Source organism: Streptomyces sp. NPDC059852 (assembly GCF_042731455.1).
Classification (GTDB): domain Bacteria; phylum Actinomycetota; class Actinomycetes; order Streptomycetales; family Streptomycetaceae; genus Streptomyces.
The window spans coordinates 74,968-88,689 of the sequence record NZ_JBHWJK010000004.1; the positions used below are offsets into that span (position 1 = coordinate 74,968).

General features: G+C 71.2%; 14 protein-coding genes. 4 read left to right on the top strand and 10 right to left on the bottom strand.

Annotated elements, in window-relative coordinates; translation table 11 throughout:
- Positions 1–222 precede the first annotated feature (222 nt).
- A complete protein-coding gene (locus tag ACFV46_RS06585; RefSeq protein WP_385497227.1) occupies positions 223–1,101 on the top strand; it encodes an RNA polymerase subunit sigma in 879 nt (292 codons plus the stop codon).
- Between the two features lie 42 nt (positions 1,102–1,143).
- Here the strand turns inward: ACFV46_RS06585 and ACFV46_RS06590 are convergent, their stop codons facing one another.
- Positions 1,144–2,049, bottom strand: a complete 906-nt coding sequence (locus ACFV46_RS06590; protein ID WP_385497228.1) for an RNA polymerase sigma-70 factor — start codon at positions 2,047–2,049, stop codon at positions 1,144–1,146.
- A gap of 402 nt (positions 2,050–2,451) precedes the next feature.
- Here ACFV46_RS06590 and ACFV46_RS06595 point away from each other — a divergent pair, with 402 nt between their 5' ends.
- Complete coding sequence (locus ACFV46_RS06595; protein WP_361928778.1) at positions 2,452–2,718, top strand: WhiB family transcriptional regulator; 267 nt, start codon at positions 2,452–2,454, stop codon at positions 2,716–2,718.
- 76 nt (positions 2,719–2,794) lie between these two features.
- On the opposite strand, the gene ACFV46_RS06600 is transcribed toward ACFV46_RS06595, so the two are convergent.
- From ACFV46_RS06600 to ACFV46_RS06610, 3 genes are all read right to left on the bottom strand, one after another.
- Positions 2,795–3,391, bottom strand: coding sequence for a YceI family protein (locus ACFV46_RS06600; RefSeq protein ID WP_385497229.1), 597 nt, complete (start codon positions 3,389–3,391; stop codon positions 2,795–2,797).
- A 111-nt stretch (positions 3,392–3,502) separates the two neighbouring features.
- Positions 3,503–4,249, bottom strand: coding sequence for an SDR family oxidoreductase (locus ACFV46_RS06605; RefSeq protein WP_385497230.1), 747 nt, complete (start codon positions 4,247–4,249; stop codon positions 3,503–3,505).
- 155 nt (positions 4,250–4,404) lie between these two features.
- The gene (locus ACFV46_RS06610) at positions 4,405–6,135 is read right to left on the bottom strand and encodes an L-aspartate oxidase (protein WP_385497231.1); all 1,731 of its coding nucleotides are present in this window, start codon (positions 6,133–6,135) and stop codon (positions 4,405–4,407) included.
- Positions 6,136–6,307: 172 nt separating this feature from the next.
- Here ACFV46_RS06610 and fdxA point away from each other — a divergent pair, with 172 nt between their 5' ends.
- The gene (gene fdxA, locus ACFV46_RS06615; protein ID WP_361928769.1) at positions 6,308–6,697 is read left to right on the top strand and encodes a ferredoxin; all 390 of its coding nucleotides are present in this window, start codon (positions 6,308–6,310) and stop codon (positions 6,695–6,697) included.
- A 28-nt stretch (positions 6,698–6,725) separates the two neighbouring features.
- Here the strand turns inward: fdxA and ACFV46_RS06620 are convergent, their stop codons facing one another.
- Complete coding sequence (locus ACFV46_RS06620; protein WP_385497233.1) at positions 6,726–7,223, bottom strand: Ohr family peroxiredoxin; 498 nt, start codon at positions 7,221–7,223, stop codon at positions 6,726–6,728.
- A 122-nt stretch (positions 7,224–7,345) separates the two neighbouring features.
- Positions 7,346–8,242, bottom strand: a complete 897-nt coding sequence (locus ACFV46_RS06625) for an RNA polymerase sigma-70 factor (RefSeq protein WP_361928763.1) — start codon at positions 8,240–8,242, stop codon at positions 7,346–7,348.
- A gap of 252 nt (positions 8,243–8,494) precedes the next feature.
- Here ACFV46_RS06625 and ACFV46_RS06630 point away from each other — a divergent pair, with 252 nt between their 5' ends.
- Positions 8,495–9,115, top strand: a complete 621-nt coding sequence (locus tag ACFV46_RS06630; protein ID WP_385497234.1) for a DUF5134 domain-containing protein — start codon at positions 8,495–8,497, stop codon at positions 9,113–9,115.
- A 6-nt stretch (positions 9,116–9,121) separates the two neighbouring features.
- On the opposite strand, the gene ACFV46_RS06635 is transcribed toward ACFV46_RS06630, so the two are convergent.
- From ACFV46_RS06635 to ACFV46_RS06650, 4 genes are all read right to left on the bottom strand, one after another.
- Entirely contained in the window at positions 9,122–10,519 is a 1,398-nt protein-coding gene (locus tag ACFV46_RS06635; protein ID WP_385497235.1) for an aldehyde dehydrogenase family protein, read from the bottom strand.
- The gene (locus tag ACFV46_RS06640) at positions 10,519–11,619 is read right to left on the bottom strand and encodes a phenazine antibiotic biosynthesis protein (protein ID WP_385497237.1); all 1,101 of its coding nucleotides are present in this window, start codon (positions 11,617–11,619) and stop codon (positions 10,519–10,521) included. The genes ACFV46_RS06635 and ACFV46_RS06640 overlap by 1 nt, the downstream gene beginning before the upstream one ends.
- Before the next feature lie 79 nt (positions 11,620–11,698).
- Positions 11,699–12,442: a PIG-L deacetylase family protein gene (locus ACFV46_RS06645; RefSeq protein ID WP_385497238.1), complete on the bottom strand. Its 744-nt coding sequence runs from the start codon at positions 12,440–12,442 to the stop codon at positions 11,699–11,701.
- Positions 12,439–13,701 carry an FAD-dependent oxidoreductase gene (locus ACFV46_RS06650; RefSeq protein ID WP_361928751.1) on the bottom strand — a complete coding sequence of 421 codons (1,263 nt, stop codon included), beginning with the start codon at positions 13,699–13,701 and terminating at the stop codon, positions 12,439–12,441. The genes ACFV46_RS06645 and ACFV46_RS06650 overlap by 4 nt, the downstream gene beginning before the upstream one ends.
- Positions 13,702–13,722: the final 21 nt, after the last annotated feature.

Genomic DNA, 13,722 nt, shown 5'->3' on the forward strand with positions numbered 1-13,722 from the left:
CAGTGCGATGGCTTGTCCGTACGACACAACACGCAGTACCGCCTCCGACGTAGCGTCGGACAGAGTGTGACCGTGTGAAGGTGTGCGGCGTCGTCCGCGAAGCCGGGGACATGGATGCGGCCGTTGCGGTGCCGCGGGTAACGTGGCGATGCGCGCGACTCGGAAACCGCATGCGGGAGGCGAACCGTCACCAGGGCGGGTCGTTCAGGAGGAGGAGCCGGTATGGAGCCCATGGTTGACACCATGCCGATCGGGGAGCTGCTCGACGAGCGGCGGCACCTGCTGGACGTCGCGCACTGGATGCTGGGCAGCGACAGCGTCGCCGAGCACGTCACCGACGAGGCGTACCGGGAGTGGTACGCGCTCTCCGAGCACCAGCGGGACCGCATAGGCGCCCCGCGGGCCTGGCTGACCCGTGTCGTGGGCAGCATCTCTCTGGCGCGGCTGGCCCTGTCAGATGGTGACCGGGGCCCCCAGGGGCCCGCAGGGAGCCGTGGAGGGGCCGGTCCGGCTCTGGAGGACGATCTCGACGCGCTGTGGGCCGGGATGTTGGACGCGCTCGCACCCGCCGAGCGAGCGGCCCTCGTACTCAATGAGGCCCTCGGCGGCCCGGCCGGCGTACCCGTGAGCACCGCGGGACCGGCAGGCCCGGACCGGCCGCGACCGGTGGACACCGAACTGTTGGGCAGAGCCCGGCACAGCCTCCGGGTCAGGGCCGCACGCCCCACGGCTCCGCACGTCGAGGACGCACTGGCCGACGCCGTACGGCAGGCGTGCGCCGACGAGGACGTGGACCGTCTGGCCGGTCTGCTGGACCCCGACGCCGTCGCGTTCTACGACGGCGGAGGCAAGGTCCGCACCCTGACCCAGCCCGTCGTCGGCGGCCCACGGGTTGCCCGGAGTCTCCTGACCCTGCTGGCCCGGCACCCGCGCACCACTGTGCACACCCGTCCTGTCAACGGGCGCACGGGTCTTGTCGCACGCTACGACGGCCAGGTCGCCGCCGTGGTCTGCCTCGACCTGGCCGGCACACGCGTCGTACAGGTATGGGCCGTCCTCAACCCCGACAAGCTGCGCTCCTGGAACCGCCCTCGCGACTGACCTGCGCGCCCTGGCGCCTGACACATCGTGTCCGCGGCCCGCTCAGACGCAGAGGGCGGGCGCGGAGCGGTGGCGGGTGCGGGAGTCCAGGAAGGCGGCGATCTTGGCCGGGTTGAAGACCCACATCACCTGGTGAATGCCACGGGGGGTGGCCGCGATCGTCATGAAGGTGGCGGGTCGGCCGTCCCTGTGGATCAGGATGCCGCCGCGTCCGTTGGCCTCGACGGGTTCGGCCTCGACGGTGGGCCAGAACCGCGGGTGCGCGGTGGACAGGTTGGCCACGCGGACACGGCCCAGGACGGGCACCCGCGCCGCTCCCCGGATTCCGTTGCCGTCGGACAGACTGACCGCGTTCGGGGTCAGCAGTGCCTCCAGGCTGGCGACGTCACCCTGCCGGGCGGCTGCGACGAACGTCTGGAGCAGCGTCCGGTGCTCGGCGGCGTCGACGCTGTCCCGCTGCTCTTCGGTGAGGTGTTTGCGGGCCCGGCTCACGATCTTGCGGACGTTGACGGGGCTGAGACCCAGGATGCGTGCGATGTCGGGGTAGGCGTAGTCGAAGGCCTCCCGCAGGACGTAGGCGGCGCGCTCGGTGGGAGAGAGCCTCTGCAGCACCAGGAGCAGGGCGAGTTCCAGTGCCTCCGCCCGCTCGGCACCGACCTCCGGGTCGTTGCTGGTGTCGACGGGCTCCGGCAGCCACGGACCGATGTAGGTCTCTCGGCGGACGCGGGCGGACTGCGCCACGTTGATGGCCAGCCGGGTGGTGGTGCTCGACAGGAACGCCACGGGGCTGATCACGAGGGTGCGGTCGGTGCGCTGCCAGCGCAGCCACACCTCCTGGACGACGTCCTCGGCCTCCACCGCGCTGCCCAGCACGCGGTAGGCGATGCCGAAAAGGCGGGGCCGGAGTTCGACGAAGACGGAAACGGCCTCGCTCAGGTCGCCTGCCACGGGGGTCGCCTCTGGATGCATGATCCCGGGTCTCCGTTTCTCTGTTGCCGGTGTGTGCGGAGACGGTCGGACGACTCTTCGTCACGACCGCCGGAGCGTTGGCCCCGCGTACGGAGGGATCGGCAGGGCGCGGTGCTCACCTTCGCTTCGGACGACCGGCGGCGCCGACGTTTCGTTACACCTTTGCGCGGACTATTTCTACGGATCTTGTGGATCGGCGCACGGCCCTGCCCGGAGGCGCTTCCCTCGCGCTGACACAGGGCACGGCGTGATGTCACATTCGCACCGACCGCCCGGTCTTCCAGTGAAAGCGACGCTGCGTAAACCGAATTAATCCCGCAATACCTTGTTCGACGAGCCACCCCGCGAACCGGTATCCGTTTCACATACAGGAGGCAATTCATGGACTGGCGTGTAAAGGGCCTCTGCCTGACCGAGGACCCGGATCTCTTCTTCCCGATCGGCGGTCTCAACAGTGGGCCGGCGGCCATTCAGACGGACGAGGCGAAGGCGGTCTGCCGCCATTGCCCCGTCACCCGGCAGTGCCTGGCCTGGGCCGTCGATGTCGGGCCGGTCGAGGGGATCTGGGGAGGCACCACGGAAGGGGAGCGCCGCGCCCTGCGACGGCGCGCGGTGCGCTCGGAGCGCGCGACGGAGAGCGCCGCCTGACCGGACGGACACCGATGCGGGTGGGCGGGGATGCTCCACGGCAGGGGCGACCACCGCCCACCCGCATCGGTGTCCGTCAGGCCGCCGCCTCCTGCTCCGTCCGTATGGCCGAGATGTCCAGGGTCAGCGTCACCTTGTCGCTGATGAGCACACCCCCGGTGTCGAGCGGAGTGTTCCAGGCCAGCCCCCAGTCCGAACGCCGCAGGGTGGCGGAGCCCGCGAAGCCGACTCGGTGGTTGCCGAAGGCATCGTCACCGGCCCCGCCGAAGACGACGTCGATGTCCAGGGGCAGTTCGATGTCCTTGATGCGCAGGCTGCCCGTGAGCCGGAACTCGTCGTCGCCGAGCGGGACGATGCCGGTGGAGTGGAAGGTCATCAGGGGAAACGTCGCGGAGTCGAAGAACTCGGGCCCCGCGAGGTGGGCGTCGCGGTCCGCCGCGCCCGTGTCCATGCTGTCGGTCTGGACACTGACGTAAGCCTTGGAACGGGACGGGGCGGAGCCGTCGAGCACGAGCAGGCCTTCGAAGCGGTCGAACCGGCCGCGCACATTGGTGATCATGGCGTGCCGGACGGAGAAGCCGATCGTGCTGTGGACCGGGTCGATGGTGTAGGCACCGGTCACGGCCGGGTGCGCACCGAGGGCCGGGGAGGTGGCGTGGTCGCGTTGGATCATGATGGTGGGTCTGCTTTCTGTGACGAGAGGGGCCTGCCGCGCCGCGGTGCGGACGACAGGCCCCCTGTGGTGGGTGCGGACCCCCTTGAGCGGGGCCCGCCACCCGACGACTCAGCGCTGCTGCGCGAGCCAGTCGGCGAACCGGGTCTCGGCGATGTGCGCGTCCGGACCGGGGAGCAGGGTGGTCTCCTGCAGCTCCGCGCCGAAGTACGGGGCGTGCACATCGGTCACGACCTGGCGCGGGTCCTTCTTGGCGGCCAGCCCCTTGCGGATCAGCTCGTCCAGCTGGAACTCCTCGGGGCCGGCGACCTCCACCACCCCGCCCACGGGGGTGCCGACCGCGGTACGGCCGACGGCGGCGGCCACGTCGTCGGAGAAGATGGGCCGGATCTTGACCGGGGCCAGCCGGACGGTGTCACCGTCGGTCGCAGCCTCGGCGATGCCCTTCATGAACTCGAAGAACTGCGTGGCGTGCACGATCGAGAACGGGATTCCCGAGTCCTTGATCAGTGCCTCCTGTGCCTGCTTGGCGCGGAAGTAGCCGCTCTCCTGGAGTCGTTCCGTGCCGACCACGGAGAGTGCCACGTGGTGGGTCACCCCGGCGTTCGCCTCCGCCTTGAGGAGGTTGGTGGTGGAGGTGTGGAAGAACTCCATGACGGCGTCGTCCTCGAAGGAGGGCGAGTTGGAGACGTCGATCACGACGGAGGCGCCGGTCAGGACCTCGGCAAGGCCCTCGCCCGTGAGCGTGTTGACCCCGGTGTTGGGAGCGGCCGGCACCGCCTCGTGACCGTGCTCGTTGAGCTTGGCGACCAGCTTGGAACCGATCAGTCCGGTACCGCCGATGACTACGACCTTCATGTGAATGTCCTTTCGAGATGTGCGTTGTCGCCTGCACCAGACAAGACCGAATGCTCACCCGCTCTGTGACAAGGCGAACTGCCTTTTCGGCGCTCCGGCGTTCCTGGCGCTTCTGGAGTTCAGGTGTTCTGGCTTTTCCGGTGGTCGGAAGCCTGTTACTCGACGAGCTTTCCGTCGGTGGACACGTCCGCCATGAGGGCGGCGACCTCGTCCGGGACGTCGGGAATGTGCTCGTGGGTGATTCCCGTCGTCGGAGACCAGACCAGGTTCACGCGAAAGGCGGGATCCATGTCGGGGAAGTCGCTGCGGTTGTGACAACCGCGGGTCTCGCGGCGTTCCAGTGCCGCTTCGAGGGTGGCGCGGGCCGCCAAGGCGGCCGACTTGAGGTCGAAGGCGTGGGCCAGGTCCTGGAAACCGGCGATGTCGGGATGGACGCCGACGTTCTGCATGCGCTCCTCGATGGCGTCCAGCTCCTCCAGGCCGGTGCGCAGACCCTGTTCGTCCCGGACGACACCGGCGTGCTCGGTCATGGTGTTGCGGATCGCGCGCTGCAGTGCCCGGACGTTCTCGGGGCCGTCAGCGGCCAGCATCTCGTCGACCTCGGCGCGCGCCTCGGCCACGGCGGTCGCGGACCGGGGCTGCGCTGTGAGGGACTCCGAGTAGGCGGCCGCGGCCTGGCCGGTGATGCGGCCGTAGACGAGGAGTTCGATCAGGCTGTTGCCACCGAGGCGGTTGGCGCCGTGCAGACCGCTGGCCGCCTCGCCGATGGCGTACAGACCGCGGACGTCGGTGCTGTGGTCCTCAGGACGGACCCAGACGCCGCCCATCGAGTAGTGGGCCGTCGGGGCCACCTCGATGGGTTCACGGGTGATGTCGAGCATCTGCAGGTCGAGAAGCGTCTGGTAGACCCGGGGCAGCCGATTCATGATCGTCTGGCGGGGCAGGTGCGAGACGTCGAGCCAGACCCCGCCCTTCTCGGTGCCCCGACCCTCCTTGATCTCGGTGTACGAGGCGAGGGCCACTCGGTCGCGCGTGGACAGTTCCATGCGCTCGGGGTCGTAGCGGCTCATGTACCGCTCGCCGAGGGCGTTGCGCAGGATGCCGCCCTCACCACGCGCGGCCTCACTGACCAGGGTGCCCGCGGCGTTCTCCGGCTCGATGATGCCGGACGGGTGGAACTGCACCAGCTCGGGGTCGCGCAGGCGGGCCCCGGCCTCGACGGCGAGGCGGAAGGAGTCGCCGGTGTTCTCGTCCCGGCGTGACGAGGTGCGCCGCCAGATGCGCGTGTGCCCGCCGGCCGCGAGGATCACGGCGTCCGCGTGGACGAGGTGGCGGGTGCCGTTGGTCAGGTCGAAGCCGTAGGCCCCGAAGACGGCACCGTCGTGGACCAGCAGACGCGTGATGTAGACGCTGTCGAGTATCGGGATGTCCAACTGGAGCGCGCGGCGGATCAGGGTGCGCTGGATCTCCAGGCCGGTGTAGTCGCCGGCGAAGGCGGTACGGCGGTACTTGTGGGCGCCGAAGAAGCGCTGCGAGATCCGGCCGTCCCCTTCACGGGCGAAGGCCATGCCGTACCGCTCCAGGTCGTCGATACCCAGGGCTGCCCCCTGGGTGACGATTTCCGCGGTACGGGGGTCGCCGAGCAGATAGCTCTCCTTGAGGGTGTCCGCGGCGTGCTGCTGCCAGGAGTCCTCGGGGTCCATCGTAGCCAGGGCCGCGTTGATGCCGCCGGCCGCCAGGGACGTGTGGGTGTCCTCCTTGGGACGCTTGCCGACGGCGATGACGTCGACGCCGGCCTCGGCCAGCTCGATCGCCGCCCGCAGGCCGGAACCGCCGGTACCGATCACCAGCACCGTGGTGGAAAGACGTTGTTCGGTGAGAGGCACGCTTGCTCCCGTCGCTCTGGGTGGTCACTGACTAGGACCACGTCGGGCGGCGGTTTGTGACATCGGCAGCGCGCCCGTGTCACACCGTGCCGGGGTCCCCGGTCATCTGGACGAACCCGACATCCGTGCGACAAGGCGCCGGGGATGTCCGACGGCGAAGAGGAGAAGACGGATGACGTACGTCATCGCACAGCCCTGCGTCGACATCAAGGACCGGGCGTGTGTCACCGAATGCCCCGTGGCCTGCATCTACGAGGGCGCGCGCACGCTCTACATCAACCCTGCGGAGTGCGTCGACTGCCATGCGTGCGAACCGGTCTGCCCCGTGGAGGCGATCTTCCACGAGGACGATCTGCCGCGGCACTGGGCGCACTACCTCACCGTCAACGCGGAGTACTTCGACGAGGCGGCTTCCCCGCCGCGCCCAGGGCGTGACACGGTCGGTGATCACCCTGTGGTCGAGGCGCTGCCCCCGCAGAGCGGGCCGCACAAGAAGGAGATCTCCTTCTTCACCGTCCGCAAGGAGGAAGCGGCCGACGCGGATCTGTGGTTCCCCTCCTGACCGGCCGCCGCCACCGAGCGTGTCCGCTTCAGGAGGCGAGTGTGATGGTGGTGGGCGTTCCTCTCCACGCCATGCGCGCGTAGGGGCACAACGCGTCGGCCTTACCGACCAGCTCGTCGGCCGTCGCGCGATCGACACCGGGCCACCGCACCACCAGATCGACCCGCAGCAGATAACCGCCGTCCGCCGGGTCCCGGCCGAAGGCGACCGTCGCCACGACGGAGATGGCCGCGGGGTCCAGCGCCTCCTGCCGGGCCAACAGGCTGAGCGCGCCGTGGAAGCAGGCGGCGAAACCGGCCGCGAAGAGCTGCTCGGGGTTGGTTCCCCGACCGTCCCCGCCCAGCTCGGCCGGCATCCGCAGATCGAGGTCCAAGGCCCCGTCGGCCGAGCGTGCGTGGCCGGAGGCCCGCCCGTGCGAGGCCGCACCACCTTGGACGGTGACCGTGGTGGTGTAGATGGGCGAGAACTCCTCCCCGTCGAAATCCTTCTCGGTCGACAGGGTGGGCAACTTGATCCGCTCGGTCACAGCATGGCTCCGGTGTCGTCGTGGTAGGCGGTCCCGGCAGACGTCCGGGACGACTGGATGACCGACGAGCGAGCGTTGTTGTGACGCCGACCCGTCGGCACCGGAGGACCCGCGACCACAGGTCAGTCCCGCAGGGAGGCCACGTAGGGCGCCAGTTTGGCCGGGTTCATCACCCACATGAGCCGGTCGATGCCGTCCGCCGAGATGTCGGCGGTCAGCAGGGCGACGGCCTTCTCGCCGGAGAGGATCAGGACGGCCGGCCGTCCGTTCGCCTCGACCCACCGGACCTGCGTCTGCGGCCAGAAACGCGGAGCGAAGGCCACCAGGTAGTGCGAGACGTGGGGCAGCCCGACGACCGGGATCCTCGACGCGCCGCGCATACCGTTGCCGTCCGTGTAGCTGACGACGTCGGCTGTGAGCACGTCCTCCAGGACCGACAGGTCGCCCGTCCGCGCCGCGGAGAGGAAGACCTCCAGCAGCCGTCGATGGGCTGTCGGGGTAACGGCCTCCTTGCGTTCAGCCGCCAGATGCTTGCGGCCGCGGCTCACCAGCTGGCGGGTGTTGGCCTCGCTGGTCTCCAGGATTTCGGCGATCCGGCCGTAGGGGTAGTCGAACGCCTCCCGAAGCACGTAGGCGGCGCGCTCCACGGGGTTCAGCTTCTCCAGGAGCAGCAGGACCGCCATCTCCACAGCCTCGGCACGCTCCGCGCCCAGGTGCGGATCCTGCGTGGTGTCGACGGGCTCCGGAAGCCAGGGCCCGACGTAGGACTCCCGGCGCACCCGCGCGGACTGGGCCACGTTGATCGCCAGCCTCGTGGCGACCGTGGTCAGGAAGGCGGCCGGTTCGTGCACCTTCGAACGGTCGGTGCTCTGCCACCGCAGCCAGGTCTCCTGCACGATGTCCTCGGCCTCCGCAGCACTGCCCAGGACCCGGTACGCGATACCGAAGAGCTGCGGGCGCGCCGAGAGGAAGTCCCTCGTCGCCTGGTCAAGGGTGCCGGGTGAGGCGCCAGCGTGCATGGAACATCCCTTCTGGCTTCGTGCGTCCCATGCTACAAGCGGGCGCGGGCGGGCGCGTCGGCGGAGGGGCGCCAGTGTGCGCATGGATCCCACCGGTGGCACACCGTGGCAACGGATCACCATCGGACACGCACCGTCGTCGGCGGATCCTGCGTCCGGCCGTCCCGCCCGGCCCCGCGGACGCGCCCTGTCACGGATCGATCGCGCACCCGGTCAGGACAGCGAACCGCCAGGGACCAGAAGGGGCACACCGTGTCGGACAGGACGCCGGCTCTCGACGCCGTGCACGGCATGCTGACGCTGTTGTTCGCCGTCGTGGCCCTGCATGTGTTGTGGCACGCTGTCCGGTCACCGGGCGCGGGCCGCCGCGACCGCGTGGACCTCGTGCTGCACTGCGCCATGGCGGCGGCCATGGCGGCGATGCCCTGGAGTTACGGCGCGCCCCTGTCCGGCCGGGCCGCGACGCTGTTCTTCACCGCCGGCGCGCTGTGGTTCCTGCTGACCGCCCGTGAGGCGCCGATGTTCGCCGACCGGCTGACGCCCGCCGGCGGCATGCTGGTGATGGCCTGGATGGCGCGGACCCCGCCGGGCGCAGGTGCCTCCGAAATCGTGGCCGCCGCGGGTGTACCGGCCGCGCGTCACACCGGCGCCCACGGCCATGCCACCGACGCCTCGACGACGGCGACTCTGGTCACCGTCGTACTGACGGTGTATCTCCTCGGTTGCGCCCTGCGGTCGTTGACGCGCCCCATGCCCGCGCTGCGGACCGCCACGGACCCCGCGCACCGCGCCGCCGCGACGGACCCGTACGGGTACGTGCGCGACGGCGCGATGTCGCTGGGGACGGCCGTGATGCTGCTGCTGCCCCACTGACCGTGGTCACCCGACCCCGAAACCGACCACCGCCTTGCCGCGCATCAAGAAGTCCGACAGGTAGCCGTCGTGGGGCACTCCCGGAGCCATCCAGTACGTCGGGTGGTCACCTGCGTACACGTTGGCGATGGAGGGTTCCGCCACCAGCACGTCGAGCAGTGCGCGATCGTGGGAGAGGACCGAGAGGACGAGTGTCCCGCGCAGCGGGGCGATGCCGTCCGAGCGGCTCCAGGGCGCCACCCACACACAGGGGAAAGGGAGTTCGGTCCCCACCTGCGGGGCACCGGCGTCGGCGACCTGATGGACGGCGGGCCGCAGGACGGCACTTCCGTCCCCGAGGTCGTCGACGATGCCGTCGCCGCCGAGCCAGGCGCGGGTCCCCGCCGCCACCGACCCCAGGTAGGAGTCGAGGGCCAGGGCCCGGTCCAGCGGGCACACCGGGAGAACTGCCCGGGTGTCCTGGGGCGGCAGAGCGGGCAGTTGGGACAGGCGCGCCGCGAGGGCCTCCGCGAGCGGTGCCGGGTCGCCCTCGACGAGGACGGCGGTGGCGTTGACGCACGCGGTGCCGGCCTCGTCGGCGACGGAGGCGACGATCGTGTCCAGGTGCTCCCGCCAGTCCGTGTCCGCCGTGACGAGGATCTTCGTCCGGCCGGGCCCCTGGGGCAGCACGCGGGCGTCGTGGGCGTACCGGGCGACGACCTCGTCACCGCCGTACACCACCGCACGGTCGGCGCCGCGGATCAGCGTCTGCGCGGTCCGGTGGTCCGTGGGGAGCAGCACCAGCCGGTCCTGGCCGACGCCCGCCCGGTGCAGCGCGCCGACCAGACGGTGCGGGGTGAACGGCTCGCGCCGCGACGGCCGTACGGCCACGCGGTAGCCGAGAGCCAGCGCCTCCAGCCAGAGCCGGTGGACCCCCGGATGATTGCCGGACGCGTTGACGGCGAACACCTCGCCCCGGCGGGCCCACACGGCGTGCCCGGCTCCGAGGGAGGGGTCCGGGCGCTCCCGGACCGTTCCGCGCGGCCTGCCCTGCTCTGCCGAGGCACGGGCGCGGCCGACGAACCTCGCCGTGCCGCGGGTCGCGTCGCGCACCACGGCCAGCGGGGTACCGGAGGTCCGGCTCACCAGGTACTCGTACTCGCGCACGTCCAGCCCGCCGACGGCGCCGGTGGCGAACTCCTCGGCGGCCGATGCCAGCAGCGTGTCCAGGTCGGCCGCCGGGACGGGCCCGGCCTTGCGCAGCGCGGCCAGCGCCCGGTCGACGTACACCGGCGGCACCAGACTCAGCCGCGCCACCTCGGTACCGGAGACGTCCGTCACGGGCTCCGGCACACGGGTCCGGTAGGGGCCGCGGGGTCCCAGGGCGTCCAGGTACACCGGCTCGGCTACATCGGCGGGGGCCATCAGTACACGCCCTCGATCACGGTCTCGCCCTTCACGGTGGGCACCGGCGCCACGTCCGCCACGGCGTCGCCCGCGTGACCGCCCGCGGGCGTGACGCGCACGGCCGTGTCGCGCTCGGCGTTGTGGGGGATGAGCATCGACTTGCTGACGTGGCTGACGATCACCTGGCCGCGCTCGCCGACCGCGACGGGTTCCCCGGTGACGGGGTCGACGACCGACAGGAACACGTACGGCGAGACCGGGTCGAAGACGCAGGGCTGCGAGGGGCCGAGACCGGCGCGTTCGAGCAGTGCGGTGAGCATCATGGTGTTGCCGTACATGCCGATCAGCGGCACGTCGGGGAAGACCTCCGTGGCCAGCAGGTGGCGGGTGTCGGGGTCCATGTGGGTGCCGCCCCAGAGGATCGCCCGGACCGAACCGTTGATCCGCTCCAGGAGGTCGTCCTCGCGGGCCAAGCGCTCCAGCAGGGGTGTGGTGGCGGCCAGGACACCGATGTCCTGGGTCAGCAGGATCCGCCGGCACTGTTCGACGAGGTGGTCGGTGTACGCCTCGGCCTCGTCGTCGCGGCCCGCGGCGATCAGCTTCCTGACCCACCGGGGGTCCATGTCGATGCTCAGTCCCGGGCCGCCGAGCGAGGCCGCCGCCCGTTGCAGCACGTCCCCGACCAGATGCGGACCGGTCGGCGCCACGGTCAGCCACTGGGCGCCGACGGGCAGTCCGAGCTCCCGCAGCCGCATGTCGACCTGTGCGGTGCTGTGCCGCATCCAGTCGTCGAGCTGGACGACCCGCTTGGGCGCCCCGGTCGTCCCGCCGCTGTCGAAGACGTTGAGCAGCCGGGCGTCGCCGCCGTAACCCCGGGGGATCAGGTCCGCCACCGGGACGTGGCGCAGTTCGTCGCTCAGGTCCGGGAAGAGCGCCAGGTCGTCCACGCCCTTGACGTCCCGCCGCGGATCGAAGGCGAGTCGCTCGGCCCGGTCCAGCCAGTAGCGGGAGCCGGTTTCCGGGTCGAAGTGCCAGCGCACGGCGGCGCGCACGAACTCGTCCGGATCGACGCCGTCGGACGGTCCGGCGTCCAGGACGGCGGGGGAGTCGTAGGTCATGATCGGTCCTTCCTCGGCACGGGCTGGTGCGGCGCGTGCGGCTGGCGGGAATGGTGATGAGGGGTGCGCGGGGCCCCGGTCATCGGCTGAACAGTTCGAAGGCGACGGCGGGAGTCCCGGCGAACCGTGCCCGGTGGACGCCGGTGCTCTCGCCCAAGAAGCGGCGCGCGTACGTCTCGGGGTCCTCCTCGGTCAGGGCCTCGAGGTAGGTCCGGTGCCGCAGCAGGGACTGGACGCCCTGTTCGAAGCCCGGCTCGGCGGACACTGCGTGGGTCGGCGTCGGTGAGTTGGCGACGGCCACCCAGCGGACGCCGTTCCAGGGCGACAGCCCCTGTTCGGCCAGTTCCGGGAAGATCCAGCGGTTGCCCGCGTCCGTCGCCGCGTCCAGTACCGCGCGCCCCACCGCCACGTGGTCCGGGGTGTTCCAGGCCCCGGCGGCCCACGTGTCCCGGTGGTTCAGGGTGATCACCAGCTCCGGCCGGTGACGCCGCACGGCGGCGGCGATGTCACGGCGCAGCTGGACGCCGTACTCGATCACACCGTCCCGGTGGCCGAGGAACTCCACCGTGCGGACACCGACCGCCGCGGCGGCGGCTCGCTGTTCCGCCTCACGCAGCGGGCCGCCCCGTCCCGGATCCAGGGTGTCGATGCCGGCCTCACCGCGGGTGGCGAGCACGTAGGTGACCTGTCTGCCGTCGGCCACCCAGGAGGCCACGGCCGCCGAGCACCCGTACTCGAGGTCGTCGGGGTGGGCCACCACGGCCAGGGCCCGCCGCCAGTCGTCCGGCATCGGGCGCAGCGGTGCGGGAACGCTGCCGGTCACGCCTGGTCTCCCGTCGGCCGCGCATGCGGGGACAGCAGGCTCTCCAGCGGGACCGAGGGGTCGGCGAGGGCGGCGTCGTCCGGCTCCGCGCCCGACTCGATCAGGGCGCGGATCGTCCCGATGACGTCCCACAGGTTGACGCTCATCCCCGCCAGCACCCGGTTGCCGGACATCCAGAACGCCAGGAACCGCCGCTCCTCGCGCGACCCGCGGAAGACGACGCGGTCGTAGCCGCCCGGTTCGGTGTACCCGGTGTACTCCATCCCGAGGTCGTACTGGTCGGTGTAGAAGTACGGCAGCCGGTCGTACACCGCGTCCTGACCGAGCATGCTCAGCGCGGCGGTACGGGGCTGGTGCAGTGCGTTGGCCCAGTGCTCCACGCGCAGGTGCCGGCCGAGCCGGGGGTGGTAGGCGTTGGCGACGTCACCGGCGGCGTGGACACCGTCGGCGGAGGTCCGTAGGTGGGAGTCCGTCACGATGCCGTTGCGCACGTCGAGGCCCGCATCCTCGGCCAGGCGGACATTGGGCGTGATGCCCACCCCCACGACCACGGCGTCCGCGGGCAGCCGGGTTCCGTCGGCGAGCCGGACCCCGTCGACGCGGCCCCCGGTTCCCGTGACGGCCTCGATCTCGGCTCGAGGCCGCAGGTGCACACCATGGTCCCGGTGCAGAGCGGCGAAGACCTCGGCCGCCTCCCGGCCCAGGACCTTCAGCAGAGGCATCTCACCGTGCTCCAGCACGGTGACCTCGGCGCCGGCCGCCCGGGCCGCCGCCGCCGTCTCCAGCCCGATCCAGCCACCGCCGACCACCACGATCCGGGCGCCTTCGGTGAACGCCTCCTTGAGGCGCTCGCTGTCGCCCACGCGCCGCAGGTACAGCACGCCCTCCAGGTCCGCGCCCGGCACCGACAGGCGGCGCGGCGAGGAACCTGTGGCCAGCAGCAGACCGGTGTAGGGCACGCGGCGGCCGTCGTCCAGCGTCACCGCCCGGCCACGCGCGTCGACGGACGTCACGCTCGTGCCCAGGAGCAGATCGACGTCGTGTTCCCGGTACCAGCTCTCGGGGTGCACGTGGATGGACTCGCGGTCCTCCTTGCCCAGCAGGTACCCCTTGGACAGCGGCGGCCGGATGTACGGTCGTTCCCGCTCGTCCCCGATCACGAGAAGCGGCCCGTCGTGGCCGTGCTCGCGCAGTTCCTCCGCGGCCTTGCCGGCGGCCAGGCCGCCCCCGACGATCACGAACGTCTTCGCACGCGGCATGAGATCCCCGTCCCAGTCTGT